Here is a 13,395-nt window from a genome sequence, read left to right as displayed (position 1 = left end):
GCCCCCCGGGGGCGTTCGGATTGCCACCTCACGATTTTTTCGCTACCGTACCCTCGAGGACGCCACGAGGGTCATCCCTCTTGCCGTGGGGTGAGACGTGGATCGGTGCAACGCCTACCATTTTGTCTATGTGTGGCAGGCCCATCGAGAGGGTTACCCACGATGGTGGAAGCAGTTTGTGGAGGCACGTCCTCAAAATGACCTCGACGGCGTGGGGGCGGCCGTTTGAGTGGACGCGATGGAACCATGCGATCGCCGCACGCTACGGAGAACGGGGGCTCCGCCGGATCCTTGCGGAAGAGCAGCCGCACAAGACTCCCGCGGCCTCTTGAGGAAATCGACCGGCGATGACCGCAGGAGAGCCCCGTATCTCGGGGTCTCCCCGAAACCCCGGTCAAATACGGTAGAATGACCTGTAGCGGCAGAGAGCGCTCAAATACCACGCGGCCGTGGGGAGGGCGGGGAGCCGTCCTCCCTCCCACCGTGTAACGAAGCGAGGGTCGAGATGATCGGCAAGGAAGTCCGTCGGGCCGCCTTCGAGTTTCTCAAGACACTGATCGTTGCCTTTCTCCTCGCCCACTTCATCATGGTCTCGGTCGCCCAGGCGTTCCAAGTGGAGCAGTTTTCCATGGAGCCCAATCTGCTGCCGCACGACCGTGTTTTGGTGAACAAATTCATCTATCGGTTTCGCCCTCCTCGGCAGGGGGAGATCGTCGTCCTCCACCCACCGACATACATGTCACGGAATTACATCAAGCGGGTGGTTGCCGTGGCCTCCCAGACGGTGCAGATCCGTGCAGGGCGGGTGTACGTGAACGGTCAGCCCCTCAGCGAACCGTATCTGCACGTCGCCACCAACGGGGATTATGGGCCGGAGGTCGTTCCGCAGTCTGATATCTTTGTTCTCGGGGACAACCGCGGCAACAGCGAGGACAGCCGGGCGTTCGGGTTCGTGCCTACAAGCAACATCGTCGGTGAGGCCATCGTGATTTACTGGCCCCCGCAGCGGTTCCACATTTTCTTATAAGGCCCATCTTCGGGCCGCAGGGGGGAACGACATGTACGCGACGTTCAAATTCCTTCATCTCCTGGGCGTCGTCCTGTTCGTCGGGAACATCATCACCGCCGCGTTGTGGAAGACGCGCGCCGATCGTTCCGGGGATCTCGCGACCGTGGCGTTTGCGCAGCGGACGGTGGCGCGCGCCGATTGGATCTTCACCGTGCCGGGGGTGCTGCTGGTCGTGATCGGCGGCTACGCGATGGCCGGGAAGCGCCCCTGGCCGCTGCACGGACTGCGCTGGCTCGAGTGGGGGCAGGGGCTGTTTTGGCTGGCGGTTCTGATCTGGGTCTTCGTCCTGCTCCCGACACAGCGCCGACTGATCGGCGTGAGCGAGGAGGCCCGGCGCACGGGCGTTCTCCCGCCCGAGTTCGCGCGGCTGTCCGCGCGGTGGGCCATGTGGGGCGGGATCGCCACACTCCTTCCGCTGATCGTTCTCTACCTGATGGTCGTCAAGCCCTAGCACACCGGCCGCGGGCAGTGCCTCGTTCAGGGCGGGAGTCCGGTCTCGCCGTTTCACTGCGCCGCCCCTGCGGCTTTCCCTGAGTTTCGGGAATGGGTCGACCTGGAGCTCCAATCCTTGGACCCGGAGCGGGTGGATCGATGTGTTATACTGCAGGTGGCCGTGCTAGGCGGGGAGCTAGCGGTTCCCTGTACCCGCAACCCGCTACAGCGGGGCTGAATTCCCGCCCGAGGCCTCACGCTTCAGGGCCAGGCCCGCGCAAGCGGCAAGGAGGGCCGGGTCCCGCGCAACGAGATCTTACCAACCCCGCCAGGTCCGGAAGGAAGCAACGGTACGTAAGGCGTCTCGTGTGCCGCGGGATCACCTGGTCGGAGCTGGCTACGTGGGGACCGTCTGGAGTGTGCTGTCGACGGCGGGTGCACGGCCAAAGAACGCTTCAGGGAGTGGGCGGCGCCAGGTAGAACAGCGCCAAGGCAACCAGGTTGTTGACGGCGTGCGTGATCATGCAGGGGATGAGGGACTTGTTGTATTCGTACAGGGCGGCGAGGATCACTCCCAGGATGAGGATCGGAAGGAATTCTATTGGTTCGAGGTGCGCCACCGCGAAGAACAGCGCGCTGACGCCGATCGCCAGCGGCCGGCCCATCATGCGGCGCAGCGCCCCGTAGGTCAACCCCCGGAAGAAGATTTCCTCGCCCACCGGCACGACAAGGCCCACCAGTACCGCCAGGGTGGCGATGTCAACGGGGTGGCGGAACTGCTGCAGCATGCGGAAGACCGGGAGTCGGATCTCCTGTCGGACGACCAGGTCGGCGGCGGCCTTCTGTCCGACGACCAGCCCCGCCCCGAAGACCGTGAGGTTTTGTCCCACGAAGTTGCCCGCGAGGGCCGTTGCCGACGCGATCGCCGCCAGCACGAACACGCGCGGCGCCGCGGGGGAGACGAGGCCGATGCGGTCCGGCGGGAGGCGGTACTTGACCAGCACGACGTACAGGGCGGCACCGACGAACACCGCGTTTTGGGCGACGGTAAGCGCGACAATCACGGCGAGCGAGGAAAAGACTTCCAACCGGAGCGCAAAGGTTTCTAGAATCATCGCCGACGGCGCCACCGCCAAGACAAAAAAGAGCGGAAGGGCAGCGAGTTCGCCGAGCCCCCAACTGGGGTTGCGTGAGGGCCGCGCCAGGAGATAAAGGGGAGACGCGAGCCCAGCGGTGACAAACGTTCCCAGGGTCCAAATGGCCGTGGTCGTTCTCGGCAGGCGCGTTCGGCCGTCGACAAAGACACACGCGCTCGTGATCAGCGTCACGATAAGGATGACCCACTCGAGTGGCTCGACGATCGCCGCACCTCCAGGAGTGCCGGTAAGGTTCGGCGAATATGACCCGGACCCTGCGTGAGGTGACCTCTGTGTCGCACGTCTCCTTCTATCGGAAGTGGCGACCTCAGACATTCGACGATGTGATCGGACAGGAACGCGTCACCCGCACGTTGCAGAACGCAATCACCGCCAACCGCATCGTGCACGCCTACCTCTTCTGCGGCCATCGCGGCACCGGAAAGACGACGACCGCCCGGATCCTGGCCAAGGCATTGAACTGCGAGCACGGGCCGACCCCGACACCCTGCAACACGTGCGCGATCTGCGAGGCGATCGGCAACGGAGTCTCGCTCGATGTCATCGAGATCGACGCCGCGAGCAACCGGGGCATTGATGAGATTCGTGACCTTCGGGAAAAGGTCAAGCTCATGCCGGTCGAAGGCCGGCACAAGGTCTACATCATCGATGAAGCGCATATGCTGACCTCGGAAGCGGCGAATGCGCTCTTGAAGACGCTGGAGGAGCCTCCCCCCCACGCGATATTCGTTCTGGTCACCACCGAACCGCATCGGCTGCCGGCGACGATCACCTCACGGACCCAGCGGTTTGATTTCCGGCGGATCTCGCAGACGGCGATCGTCGAGCGGCTGCGGACGATGGCGGAGAGCGAGGGGATCACCGCCGCCGACGATGCGTTCGGTCTCATCGCCCGGAGCGCCGACGGCGCCCTGCGCGATGCCGAGAGCGTGCTGGATCAGCTCAGCGCGTTCTGTCAGGGCCGGATCACCAAAGCCGACGTCTTGGCGGTCCTGGGGCTGATCGAGGAGGAGGTGGCCCATCAGGTGACCGACGCCGTGATCGCGGGGGACGCGGCGGCCTGCCTCGAAATCGCCCATCGCGTGATCGCCGAGGGAAGAGACGTCCGACAAATCCTCCGCAGCCTCGTGGAGCACTTTCGGGACCTGCTCGTGGTGGCGGTGGTGGGGGATCCGCGCGCCATCGTGGAAACGAGCGAGGACCGGCTGGAGACGCTCCGCGTGCAGAGCGCCCGACTGACGCCGGGCGCCATCCTGCAGCAGATCCGAATCCTCACCGCCGCGGAGGCGGAGGTGCGGTTTGCGACGCAGCCCAGGGTCGTGCTCGAAATGGCGCTCTTGAAGCTGAGCCGGCCCGAGGTGGATGCGACGATCGAGGGGTTGGCGGCGAGGGTCGAGGCGCTGGAGCGGCAGGGCGGGTCTGGATCCGCTCCGCGGCCCGCGGTCGAGCGGCCCCCGGCCCCCCCCAAGGACGAGACGCCGACGCCCGGCCCGGGTGCTCCGCCCGCCCGGCCGAGTACGCGGCGGTCTCCGCGGGGGCCCCGAAGTGAAGCCGCGGAGGCGGCGCCCTCACCCATCGCCGCTGCCCCGGCCCCCGCGGTGGCACCGTCCCCGGCGGGCCCGAGCGAGGGCGCGACGACGGGCGTCGACCTCGAGGTCGTCCTCGCCCGGTGGGGGCGCCTGATGGACGAGGTGAAGCAACGCACCCGCTCCGTCCACGCCTTCCTCTTGGAGAGCGCGCCCAGGGCGGTCGAGGGGTCCGATCTCGTCCTCGCGGTCCGGCACAAGTTCCACCTCGAGAACCTCCACGAGATCAAGAACCGCCGGCTCGTCGAAGAGCTCCTGGCCGTGGTGGTGGGGGTTCCCCTCCGGCTTCGCCTGGTGCTGGGAGAGACCGAGCCGCCGCCCGAAGCCGCTGCGGCCGAGTCGTCCCCGCCGGGGGATGCGCTCGTCCAGGAAGCCGTGCGCCGGTTCGGCAATCCCGTGCGGGAGATCCGGCACCCGGAGTGACCGGCTCGCGAGCGCCCCGCGATGGCTCGCCCGGAGTGGAGTGACGCATGTTTAACATGCAGAAGATGCTGAAGCAGGTGCAGAAGCTGCAATCGGATATGGCTCGGGTCCAAGAAGAGCTGGGACGCGAGCGCGTCGAGGCCAGCGCAGGCGGGGGCGTGGTGCGGGCCGTGGCGACGGGGCAGGGGGATCTCGTTGAGATCGCGATCGACCCGAGCGTGGTCGACCCGGCCGATGTCGCGATGCTCCAAGACCTCATCCTCGCCGCCGTCGGTGAGGTCATCCGAAAGGCCCGTGATCACGCCGCGGAGCGGATGAAGGCGGTGACCGGCGGGCTACAACTGCCGCCCGGGCTCCCCGGCCTGGGTCCGTGATGCCCGAATGTTTACCTACGCCCCTCCGCTGGCCCGCCTGATTGAGGAGCTGAGCAAGCTGCCGACGGTCGGCCCCAAGACCGCGCAGCGCCTGGCGTTCTATATGCTCTCGATGACGGCGCAGGATGCAGAGGCCTTGGCGGCGGCGATCCTCGAGGCCAAGCGCCGGATCCGTCACTGCTCGGTGTGCGCGAACATCACCGAGGCCGACCCGTGCGCGCTGTGCACCGATCCGAGGCGCGACCAATCCGTGATCTGCGTCGTGGAGAACCCCCGGGACGTCGCGGCGATGGAGCGGAGCCGGGAGTTCAAAGGGCTCTATCATGTGCTGCAGGGTGCGATCTCGCCATTGGATGGGGTGGGCCCCGACGATCTCCGCATCGCCGAGCTGTTGCGGCGTCTTGCCGGAGGAACGGTGCGGGAGGTCATCATCGCCACGAACCCTCGGGTGGAGGGGGAGGCCACCGCCCTCTACCTTTCCAAGGTCATTAAGCCGCTTGAGGTCAAGGTGACCCGGATCGCGCACGGCCTGCCGGTTGGCGGCGACCTCGAGTACGCCGACGAGGTGACCCTGGCGCGGGCGCTGGAAGGCCGCCGCGAGTTGTAGCTTCGATCGGGCCCGACGCCATCATCGTTCCGGAGGACATCCCGATGCCGCCGACGATTGACCCGCGGAAGGCATTTCCCCGACGGTTCGTGCCACCGGACGCCGACGCCGGCCGGTGGGCCGAGATCGAGCGAATCGGGACCGCGCTGGTGCGCCGCACTCCCCGGAGCGTCGAGGAGCTGCGGGAGTGGGTGGCGGAGGCCGGCGAGCTGGCCGCCTGCGTGTCGGAGGCGGGAGCCCGTCTGTACATCGCCATGACCTCCCAGACCGACGATCCGGAACGGGAGCGGGCGTTCCTCGACTTCGTCCGTGAGGTTCGGCCCCGCTGGCGGGCGCTCTCCCAGCGATTGGACGAAGCCTACCTGCACACGCCCCACCGGGCCGCGTTGCCCGCGTACTACCACCTGCTCGATCGCAGGGTCGAAACCCGCGTGGCGCTCTATCGCGAGGAAAATCTCCCCCTGAAGGTGCGGGAAGAAGAGCTGGGACAACAGTACCAGAAGCTGCGGGGCGCGATGACGGTCGTCTACCGCGGGCGCGAGCACACCCTGCAGGAGATGGCCCGGTACCTCCAAGATCCCGATCGTGCGATCCGGCAAGAAACCTGGGCGCTCACCCAGGAACGGTGGGGCGTGGAGCGGGAGGCGATGGAGGGCCTGTTCGATCAGCTCCGAGAGGTGCGGCTGGCGATCGCCCGCAACGCCGGCTTCGTCTCGTACCGCGACTATGCCTTTCGCGCCCTCCAACGGTTCGACTACGGCCCGGCGGAGTGCCGGCAGTTCCAGGATGCGGTTGCGGCGCTGTTTGTCCCGCTGGCCGGCGAGATCATCCGCGAGCGGCAGCGCCTCCTGGCCGTTGACACGATGCGGCCATGGGACCTCGAAGTGGACCCGCTCCGGCGCCCTCCGCTTCCGGAGTTCGAACGGACGGCGGACCTGCTCGACCGCTGCGAGGCGGTGTTCGGGAGGGTGCGGCCGGAGTTCGGGGAGTTTTTCCAGTTCATGCGCGAGGAGGGGCTCCTCGATCTGGAACGGCGGAAGGGGAAGGCGCCCGGAGGGTACCAGCAGACCCTCGCCGAGCGGCGGGTGCCGTTCATCTTCGCGAACGTCGCCCCGGCGGAGGACGTGCGCACCCTGCTGCACGAGGCCGGCCACGCCTTTCACGCACTCGCCGCGCGCGAGCAGGCGCTCCTCGCCTATCGAGACGCCCCGATCGAATTCGCCGAGGTCGCGTCCCAGGGGATGGAGCTCCTGAGTGCGTCCTCCCTCGGCACCATCTATCCAGAGGCGGAGGACGCCCGGCGCGCGCTCCGCGCACTCCTCGAAGGGATCCTCATGCCGAAGGGGATGCCCTGGATCGCGACGGTCGACGCGTTCCAGCACTGGCTCTACACCCATGCCGACCACACGCCGAAAGAGCGGCGCGCCGCCTGGCTGAGCATCCACCGGCGCTTCATTCCCTGGCTCGACTGGTCGGGGCACGAGGAGGCCTTGGCGTCGTCCTGGCACGCGCAGCTTCACATTTTTCTCCTCCCGTTTTACTACATCGAGTACGGCGTCGCCCAACAAGGGGCGCTGCAGATCTGGCTGCGCGCGGCTCAGGCGAGTCCGATCGAGGCCGTCGAGGGATACCGGGCGGCGCTGGCCCTGGGGGGGAGCCGCCCGCTGCCCGACCTGTTTGCAGCGGCCGGGGCCCGATTTGCTTTCGACGAGGAGACGATGGCGCCGCTGGCGCGGGCGCTGGGGGAGGCGTTGGCCCAGGTTCCCTACGGGCGGGACGACACGGCCTCGTAGCACGGGGGCGACGTCTTCCCTCCCGTCGGCGCCTTGCCGCCTCGGTTGAGCTTTGAGTATACTGGAGCCAGGTGAAGTCATGGAATACATCAGCCCAACCCACGGGAAGCTCAGCTTTGAGCGGATGTTCAAGCACATCGTGGACTACATGCAAGAGGAGCCTTCCCAAAAATACCATCTGATCATCGGCACCGATTCACTGTTGGGGGACGACACCTGCTTCGTCACCGCGGTGATCATCCACCGGGTGGGGCGGGGGGGGCGGTACTTCTACCACAAGTTCCGCAACCGGAAGATCGAAAGTCTCCGCCAGCGCATTTTGTATGAAACATCGCTCAGCCTGGAAACCGCCAGCAATGTCAGCGCGCAGCTGGCAAAGAACGGGTTCAGCGAACTTCCGGTCGAGATCCACCTCGACGTCGGGGACCGCGGCGAGACCAAGCGCATCATTCGGGAAGTCGTCGGCATGGTCCAGGGCAGCGGCTATGCGGCGATCACCAAGCCCGATAGCTACGGCGCCAGCAAGGTTGCGGATCGAGAGACCGGCAAGCCCCGGGCAGGTGACCGCGCGCGCGCCGCGGCATCCGGGACCGTCGGAGGGTCGGGAGGGGCGTCGGGGTCGTGAAACCGCGAACGCTGGTCGAGAAGATCTGGGACGCCCACATCGTTCGCCACCAGGGGGGGGAGCCGGATCGGCTCTACGTCGATCTCCACCTCGTCCATGAGGTGACTTCGCCCCAGGCGTTTGACGGTCTGCGAATGCACCGGCGGGGGGTGCGGCGGCCGGATCTGACGTTTGCCACGCTCGACCACAACATCCCGACGACGTCTCGGACCGAGCCGATCACCGATCCGATCAGCCGGCGCCAAGTCGAAGCGCTGGAGCGGAATTGCCGCGATTTTGGAATTCGGCTGGAGGGGCTGCAGAGCCAGCGGCAGGGGATCGTGCACATTATCGGGCCGGAACTGGGGTTGACGCAGCCCGGGATGCTCATCGTCTGCGGGGACAGCCACACCGCGACGCACGGCGCGCTCGGGGCGCTCGCCTTCGGGATCGGCACCTCCGAGGTTGAGCACGTGCTGGCCAGTCAGATCCTCCCTCAGAGGCGGCCGCAGACCATGGAGATCCGGATCGACGGAGCGCTGCCGCTCGGGACCACGCCCAAGGATCTGATCCTCGGGGTGATCCGGCGCATCGGCGTGGGCGGCGGAATCGGGCACGTCGTCGAGTACACGGGGTCGGCGATCCGCAGCCTCTCCATGGAGGGCCGGCTCACGGTCTGCAATATGACGATCGAGGGTGGGGCCCGGGCGGGGCTGATCGCGCCCGACGAGACGACGTTCGCCTACCTCTCCGGCCGGCCGTACGCCCCCAAGGGGGCCGCCTGGGACGAGGCGGTCGCGTTCTGGAAGACCCTGCCCACCGATCGGGGCGCCACGTACGATAGGCGCGTGGTCCTGGATGCGTCCACGTTCGAGCCGTTCGTGACCTGGGGAACCAACCCGTCTCAGTCTGAGCCCGTGACGGGCCGCGTGCCGGATCCCGCCTCCGCGCCCGACATGGATGCGCGGGGGGCGATCGAGCGCGCGCTTCAGTACATGGCCCTGCGGCCGGGGGTCCCGATCCAGGACATCGCCGTTGACCGGGTGTTCATCGGATCGTGCACCAATGCCCGCCTGGAGGACCTCCGGGCGGCGGCTCGGGTCGTGGCGGGACGGAAGGTGCATCCCAAGGTGCGGGCGATGGTCGTGCCCGGATCACAGCAGGTCAAGGCGGCGGCGGAGCGCGAGGGCTTGGACCGGATCTTTACCACCGCCGGGTTCGAGTGGCGCGAGGCCGGATGCTCGATGTGCCTGGGGATGAACCCCGACATTCTGGGACCCGGCGAGCGGTGCGCGTCGACCTCCAACCGCAACTTCGAGGGCCGCCAGGGGCCCGGAGGCCGGACGCATCTCGTCAGCCCGCCGATGGCGGCGGCGGCGGCGATCGCCGGGCACTTCGTGGACATCCGGGAGTGGAGGGTGTAGCGGGATGGACCCGTTCAAGGCGCACACCGGCGTCGTCGTGCCCTTCGATCGGGCCGACGTGGACACGGATCAGATCATCCCGGCCCGGTATCTCAAGCGGGTGGAGCGGACGGGATACGGGCAGTTCCTCTTCTATCCCAAGCGCTTCCTGGCCGATGGGGCCCCCGATCCGGAGTTCGTCCTCAATAAGCCCCAGTACCGGGAGGGGACGGTGCTCGTCGCCGGCCGGAACTTCGGGTGCGGGTCATCCCGGGAGCATGCCCCCTGGGCGCTCCAGGACTACGGGTTCAAGGTTGTCGTCGCACCCTCGTTTGCCGATATTTTCGCCAACAATTCCGCTCAAGTGGGTCTCGTGACGATCGAGCTGCCCGAGGAGCGGGTTCGGCAGATCCTGGACACCGCGAGCACGCGGGAAGGGTATCAATTGACCGTGGACCTCGACGCGCAGACCGTGACCGACAGCTTCGGGCACATTGATCGGTTCGCGATCGACGCGTTCAAGAAGCACTGCCTTTTGAACGGATTGGACGCGATCGCGCTCACCCTCCGCCACGAGGCCGAGATCGCCCGCTTCGAAGCCGCCCGGCCGGGGTGGCTGCCGCGGGTGACGAGCTGAACCTCGGCCCGGCACGCCCCCGGGCGGGATCTCCCCCGCGCTCCCGCTCGCTTCCCCCCGGTCCGCGGCAACCCGGCACGTCGCCCGCGACCAGGCCTCAGGGGCGCGTGGATGCCGTTCCCGGCGGCGTCAGGTGCGCGGCGAACCGCTGCCGCAACACCTTCTTGTCGAACTTGCCCACGCTGGTCTTCGGCACCTCATCGATGAAGACCACGTCGTCGGGCACCCACCAGGATGCAAACTTGTCCCTGACCTGCGCCAGGATCTCGTCCGCGCTGAGGGTCCGCCCCGCCTTCACGACGACGCAGGCCAGCGGGCGCTCCTGCCACTTCGGATGCGCGACTCCGACCACCGCGGCCTCCGCCACCGATGGGTGCGCCATGATGGCGTTTTCCAAATCGACCGAGGAGATCCACTCGCCGCCGGATTTGATGACATCTCTCATCCGGTCCACGATGGTCAGGTAGCCCTCCGCGTCGGTCGTGGCGACGTCGCCGGTGCGGTACCAGCCGTCTTTGAACGTTTCCGCCGTGCGTTCGTCACGATAGTACTCGTCGGCGATCCAGGGCCCCCGCAGCCACACCTCACCCATCGTCTTGCCGTCCCACGCCACGTCCGCCCCATCCCACCCCACAACCCGCATCTCCAGTCCGGGGACGAGCAGCCCCTGCTTCGCCTTCACCGCGTACCGGCGGTCGTCATCCCAGTCCGTCATGTAGCTCTTCAGCCCCCCCACGTGCGTCAGCGGGGCCGCTTCGGTCATCCCGTACGCGTGGATGAACCGAACCCGGAGCCGGGACTCGACCGACTCGATCAATGCCCGGGGCGGCGCCGCGCCGCCGCAGATGATCCGGGTGAGGCTGGACAAGTCATAGGATTCCCGATCCAGGTGCGCGAGCACCCCCATCCAGACCGTCGGGACCCCCGCGGCCAGGGTCACCCGCTCCTGCTGGATCAGTTCGCAGTACACTTTGGGATCCGGGCGCGGGCCGGGGAGTACCTGCTTCGCCCCCATCCAGACCCCGGTAAAGGGCAGCCCCCAGGCGTTGACGTGGAACATCGGCACGATGGGGAGGATCGTGTCCCGTTCCGAGAGGGCGGCGGTGTCGGCGAGACCCCACGCCATGCTGTGGAGCCAGAGCGCCCGGTGGGTATAGGTCACCCCCTTCGGCATGCCGGTCGTCGCCGACGAGAAGCACAGGCCTGCCGGGTCCCACTCGTCCAGGTCCGGCCACTGCCCGAGCGGCTCGGCCGCCGCGAGCAGGGCCTCATAGGACGCGACGCGGGGCAGCGCGGTCGACGGCAGGTCGACCCCGTCGTCCATCACGACGACGGCCTCCAGGGTCCGCAGGTCGGGGGCGACCGCCTCCAGCAGCGGGACCAGATCGGCGTCGACGAGGATGATTTTATCCGCCGCGTGATTGATCACGTGGGTCAGGTGGGCCGGGGGAAGGCGCAGGTTGAGCGTGTGCAGCACGGCACCGATCGACGGGACGGCAAAGTAGGCCTCGAGGTGACGGTGGTGGTTCCAGGCGAGCGTGCCCACCCGGTCCCCCTTGCGCACGCCGAAGCGTTGGAGCGCCGCGCTCAGCTTGCGGACCCGCAGGCCGTAGTCGCGATAGGTGTACCGGAAGGTGCCCGATGGCGTTCTGGACACGATGGCCTTCCGGGGGAAGACCCGCTCCGCCCGCTCGAGCATCGCCGGCAGGGTCAGCGCGTACCGCATCGTCGCCATGGGTCGCCTCCCTCCATCGTTCCCGGCCCGAATCAGGTATGGTGAAAGGGCGAGCCATCGAGGCCCGTGGGATCAGCGCCGTCGTTCGTCCGTGCGCGTTGGGACTCCTGCTCCTCCGAACGGCTCCCGACACGCGTCCGGCTCGGGCAGGGCGCACCGGCGGCCCGCGCGAGACTCGTCCCGGGGGGGGCGATCCGGTCGGGGAAGGGCGGGCCTGTCGGTCGTCGCGCGGGGCGGCGAGATGGAAGCGCGCCGCCGTCTCCACGATCTCGGTGGGGAACCTACCGCGCCGCCTTTGCGGCGGGAGGCTGCAGTACGGTCCGCCCGCCCATGTAGGGGACGATCGGGGGGGGAACGCGGATACTGCCGTCGCGCTGCTGGAAGTTCTCGATGATCGCGACAATCGCCCGTGTGCTCGCCACCGCCGTCCCGTTGAGGGTGTGCACGAAGTCGACCCCGCCCCCCTCCCGCCTGCGGAACCGGACGTTGAGGCGGCGCGCCTGAAAATCCGTGCAGTTGCTGCACGACTGCGTCTCGCCGAACGCGCCGCGGCCGGGCATCCAGGTCTCGATGTCGTACTTGCGGGCGGCGGGATCCCCGAGGTCGCCGCCGGCAATATTGACGACGCGGTAGGGGAGCCCGAGCGTCTGCCAGAGTCGCTCCTGCACGTCGACGAGGTACTCGTGCTCTTCCCACGACCGCTCGGGATGACAGTACGAGAACATCTCCACCTTGTCGAACTGATGAACGCGGAAGATCCCCCGGGTGTCCCTCCCGTGCGCGCCGGCTTCGCGGCGGAAGCAGGTGGAGATCCCGCAGAACCGGATCGGCAGGTCGGCTTCGCTCAGCACCTCTCCGCCCAGCATCGATCCCAGCGCCATTTCCGAGGTCCCCGCGAGCGCGAGATCCTCCCCCTCGATCCGGTAGACCATCTGCTCGTCGAGGGAGGCGCCCCCCATCAGGCCGATCATGTTCTCTCGGCGGATCAGCACCGGGGGGATGACCGGCGTAAACCCCTCGGTCACCAACCGATCGACCGCGAACCGGAGGAGGGCGAGGTGAAGCAGCGCGCCGTCGTGCCGCAGAAAGTAGGACCGCGATCCCGAGACTCTGGCGCCGCGCTCGATGTCGAGGAGACCCAGGGCCGTGCCGAGTTCTACGTGGTCCCGCGCCTTGAAATCAAACTCCGGGGGGGCCCCGACCACCCGGAGGGTGACGCTGTCGTCCGGGCCTCCCTCCGGGACCGAGGGGTGGGGGAGGTTTGGGATCTGGAGCAGCACCGCTTGGAGCGCGGCCTCGGCCTCCTGGAGGAGCGGTTCCTGCGCTCTGACCTGCGCGGCGATCTGCTTCATCTCGTCGATTCGCTCACCACGCGCGACCCCCGCGAGTTTGGGGATCTCCTGCGAGGCCCGGTTTTGGGCGGCCCGCAGCGCCTCCACCTGCTGGACGAGCTCGCGGCGGCGTCGGTCGGCGTCCAGCGCCCGATCCACGAGGCCGGGCGCCGCGCCCTTCTTGCGCAGCCCGGCCCGGAACAGGTCGGGCTGCTCGCGAATCAGTTTCAGGTCCACCATCTCC

Annotated in this window: 12 protein-coding genes and 1 other RNA gene; 10 read left to right on the top strand and 3 right to left on the bottom strand. The window is 67.7% G+C overall.

Features of this window, described 5'->3' with window-relative positions; genetic code table 11:
- Positions 1 to 505: 505 nt before the first annotated feature.
- From lepB to ffs, 3 genes are all read left to right on the top strand, one after another.
- Positions 506 to 1,027 (top strand): signal peptidase I, encoded by a 522-nt coding sequence (lepB, locus tag VKV57_12375; GenBank protein HLW60704.1) that lies wholly within the window; start codon positions 506 to 508, stop codon positions 1,025 to 1,027.
- Between the two features lie 31 nt (positions 1,028 to 1,058).
- Positions 1,059 to 1,520 (top strand): DUF2269 family protein, encoded by a 462-nt coding sequence (locus VKV57_12370; GenBank protein HLW60703.1) that lies wholly within the window; start codon positions 1,059 to 1,061, stop codon positions 1,518 to 1,520.
- A 160-nt stretch (positions 1,521 to 1,680) separates the two neighbouring features.
- Positions 1,681 to 1,944, top strand: an RNA gene (gene ffs / locus VKV57_12365) — signal recognition particle sRNA large type.
- Between the two features lie 12 nt (positions 1,945 to 1,956).
- On the opposite strand, the gene VKV57_12360 is transcribed toward ffs, so the two are convergent.
- A complete protein-coding gene (locus VKV57_12360) occupies positions 1,957 to 2,829 on the bottom strand; it encodes a type II CAAX endopeptidase family protein (protein HLW60702.1) in 873 nt (290 codons plus the stop codon).
- A 71-nt stretch (positions 2,830 to 2,900) separates the two neighbouring features.
- Here VKV57_12360 and dnaX point away from each other — a divergent pair, with 71 nt between their 5' ends.
- The 7 genes from dnaX (at position 2,901) to leuD (ending at position 10,085) form a co-directional block, all read left to right on the top strand.
- Positions 2,901 to 4,667, top strand: a complete 1,767-nt coding sequence (dnaX, locus tag VKV57_12355) for a DNA polymerase III subunit gamma/tau (protein HLW60701.1) — start codon at positions 2,901 to 2,903, stop codon at positions 4,665 to 4,667.
- A 47-nt stretch (positions 4,668 to 4,714) separates the two neighbouring features.
- Complete coding sequence (locus VKV57_12350; protein HLW60700.1) at positions 4,715 to 5,041, top strand: YbaB/EbfC family nucleoid-associated protein; 327 nt, start codon at positions 4,715 to 4,717, stop codon at positions 5,039 to 5,041.
- A gap of 7 nt (positions 5,042 to 5,048) precedes the next feature.
- Complete coding sequence (gene recR / locus VKV57_12345; protein HLW60699.1) at positions 5,049 to 5,648, top strand: recombination mediator RecR; 600 nt, start codon at positions 5,049 to 5,051, stop codon at positions 5,646 to 5,648.
- Between the two features lie 44 nt (positions 5,649 to 5,692).
- On the top strand, positions 5,693 to 7,441 hold the full coding sequence (locus VKV57_12340; protein HLW60698.1) for a M3 family oligoendopeptidase: 1,749 nt from the start codon (positions 5,693 to 5,695) through the stop codon (positions 7,439 to 7,441).
- A gap of 79 nt (positions 7,442 to 7,520) precedes the next feature.
- Positions 7,521 to 8,066 carry a ribonuclease H-like YkuK family protein gene (locus tag VKV57_12335; protein HLW60697.1) on the top strand — a complete coding sequence of 182 codons (546 nt, stop codon included), beginning with the start codon at positions 7,521 to 7,523 and terminating at the stop codon, positions 8,064 to 8,066.
- The gene (gene leuC, locus VKV57_12330; GenBank protein HLW60696.1) at positions 8,063 to 9,469 is read left to right on the top strand and encodes a 3-isopropylmalate dehydratase large subunit; all 1,407 of its coding nucleotides are present in this window, start codon (positions 8,063 to 8,065) and stop codon (positions 9,467 to 9,469) included. The genes VKV57_12335 and leuC overlap by 4 nt, the downstream gene beginning before the upstream one ends.
- A 4-nt stretch (positions 9,470 to 9,473) precedes the next feature.
- A complete protein-coding gene (gene leuD, locus VKV57_12325) occupies positions 9,474 to 10,085 on the top strand; it encodes a 3-isopropylmalate dehydratase small subunit (GenBank protein HLW60695.1) in 612 nt (203 codons plus the stop codon).
- A gap of 97 nt (positions 10,086 to 10,182) precedes the next feature.
- Here leuD and VKV57_12320 read toward each other — a convergent pair whose 3' ends face one another.
- On the bottom strand, positions 10,183 to 11,811 hold the full coding sequence (locus VKV57_12320; GenBank protein ID HLW60694.1) for a long-chain fatty acid--CoA ligase: 1,629 nt from the start codon (positions 11,809 to 11,811) through the stop codon (positions 10,183 to 10,185).
- A gap of 290 nt (positions 11,812 to 12,101) precedes the next feature.
- Positions 12,102 to 13,391, bottom strand: coding sequence for a serine--tRNA ligase (serS, locus tag VKV57_12315; protein ID HLW60693.1), 1,290 nt, complete (start codon positions 13,389 to 13,391; stop codon positions 12,102 to 12,104).
- Between the last annotated feature and the right edge of the window lie 4 nt (positions 13,392 to 13,395).

The sequence above is a fragment of the bacterium genome (assembly GCA_035307765.1).
GTDB lineage: Bacteria > Sysuimicrobiota > Sysuimicrobiia > Sysuimicrobiales > Segetimicrobiaceae > Segetimicrobium.
The sequence above is the reverse complement of the archived record's forward strand: the minus strand, read 5'-3'. Positions and strand labels throughout refer to the sequence as shown.

Excerpts from the sequence above, each read along its gene's own strand:
- lepB (HLW60704.1), top strand. The coding sequence starts at position 506 with ATGATCGGCAAGGAAGTCCGTCGGGCCGCCTTCGAGTTTCTCAAGACA.
- VKV57_12370 (HLW60703.1), top strand. The coding sequence starts at position 1,059 with ATGTACGCGACGTTCAAATTCCTTCATCTCCTGGGCGTCGTCCTGTTC.
- dnaX (HLW60701.1), top strand. The coding sequence starts at position 2,901 with ATGACCCGGACCCTGCGTGAGGTGACCTCTGTGTCGCACGTCTCCTTC.
- VKV57_12350 (HLW60700.1), top strand. The coding sequence starts at position 4,715 with ATGTTTAACATGCAGAAGATGCTGAAGCAGGTGCAGAAGCTGCAATCG.
- recR (HLW60699.1), top strand. The coding sequence starts at position 5,049 with ATGTTTACCTACGCCCCTCCGCTGGCCCGCCTGATTGAGGAGCTGAGC.
- VKV57_12340 (HLW60698.1), top strand. The coding sequence starts at position 5,693 with ATGCCGCCGACGATTGACCCGCGGAAGGCATTTCCCCGACGGTTCGTG.
- VKV57_12335 (HLW60697.1), top strand. The coding sequence starts at position 7,521 with ATGGAATACATCAGCCCAACCCACGGGAAGCTCAGCTTTGAGCGGATG.
- leuD (HLW60695.1), top strand. The coding sequence starts at position 9,474 with ATGGACCCGTTCAAGGCGCACACCGGCGTCGTCGTGCCCTTCGATCGG.
- VKV57_12320 (HLW60694.1), bottom strand. The coding sequence starts at position 11,811 with ATGCGGTACGCGCTGACCCTGCCGGCGATGCTCGAGCGGGCGGAGCGG.
- serS (HLW60693.1), bottom strand. The coding sequence starts at position 13,391 with ATGGTGGACCTGAAACTGATTCGCGAGCAGCCCGACCTGTTCCGGGCC.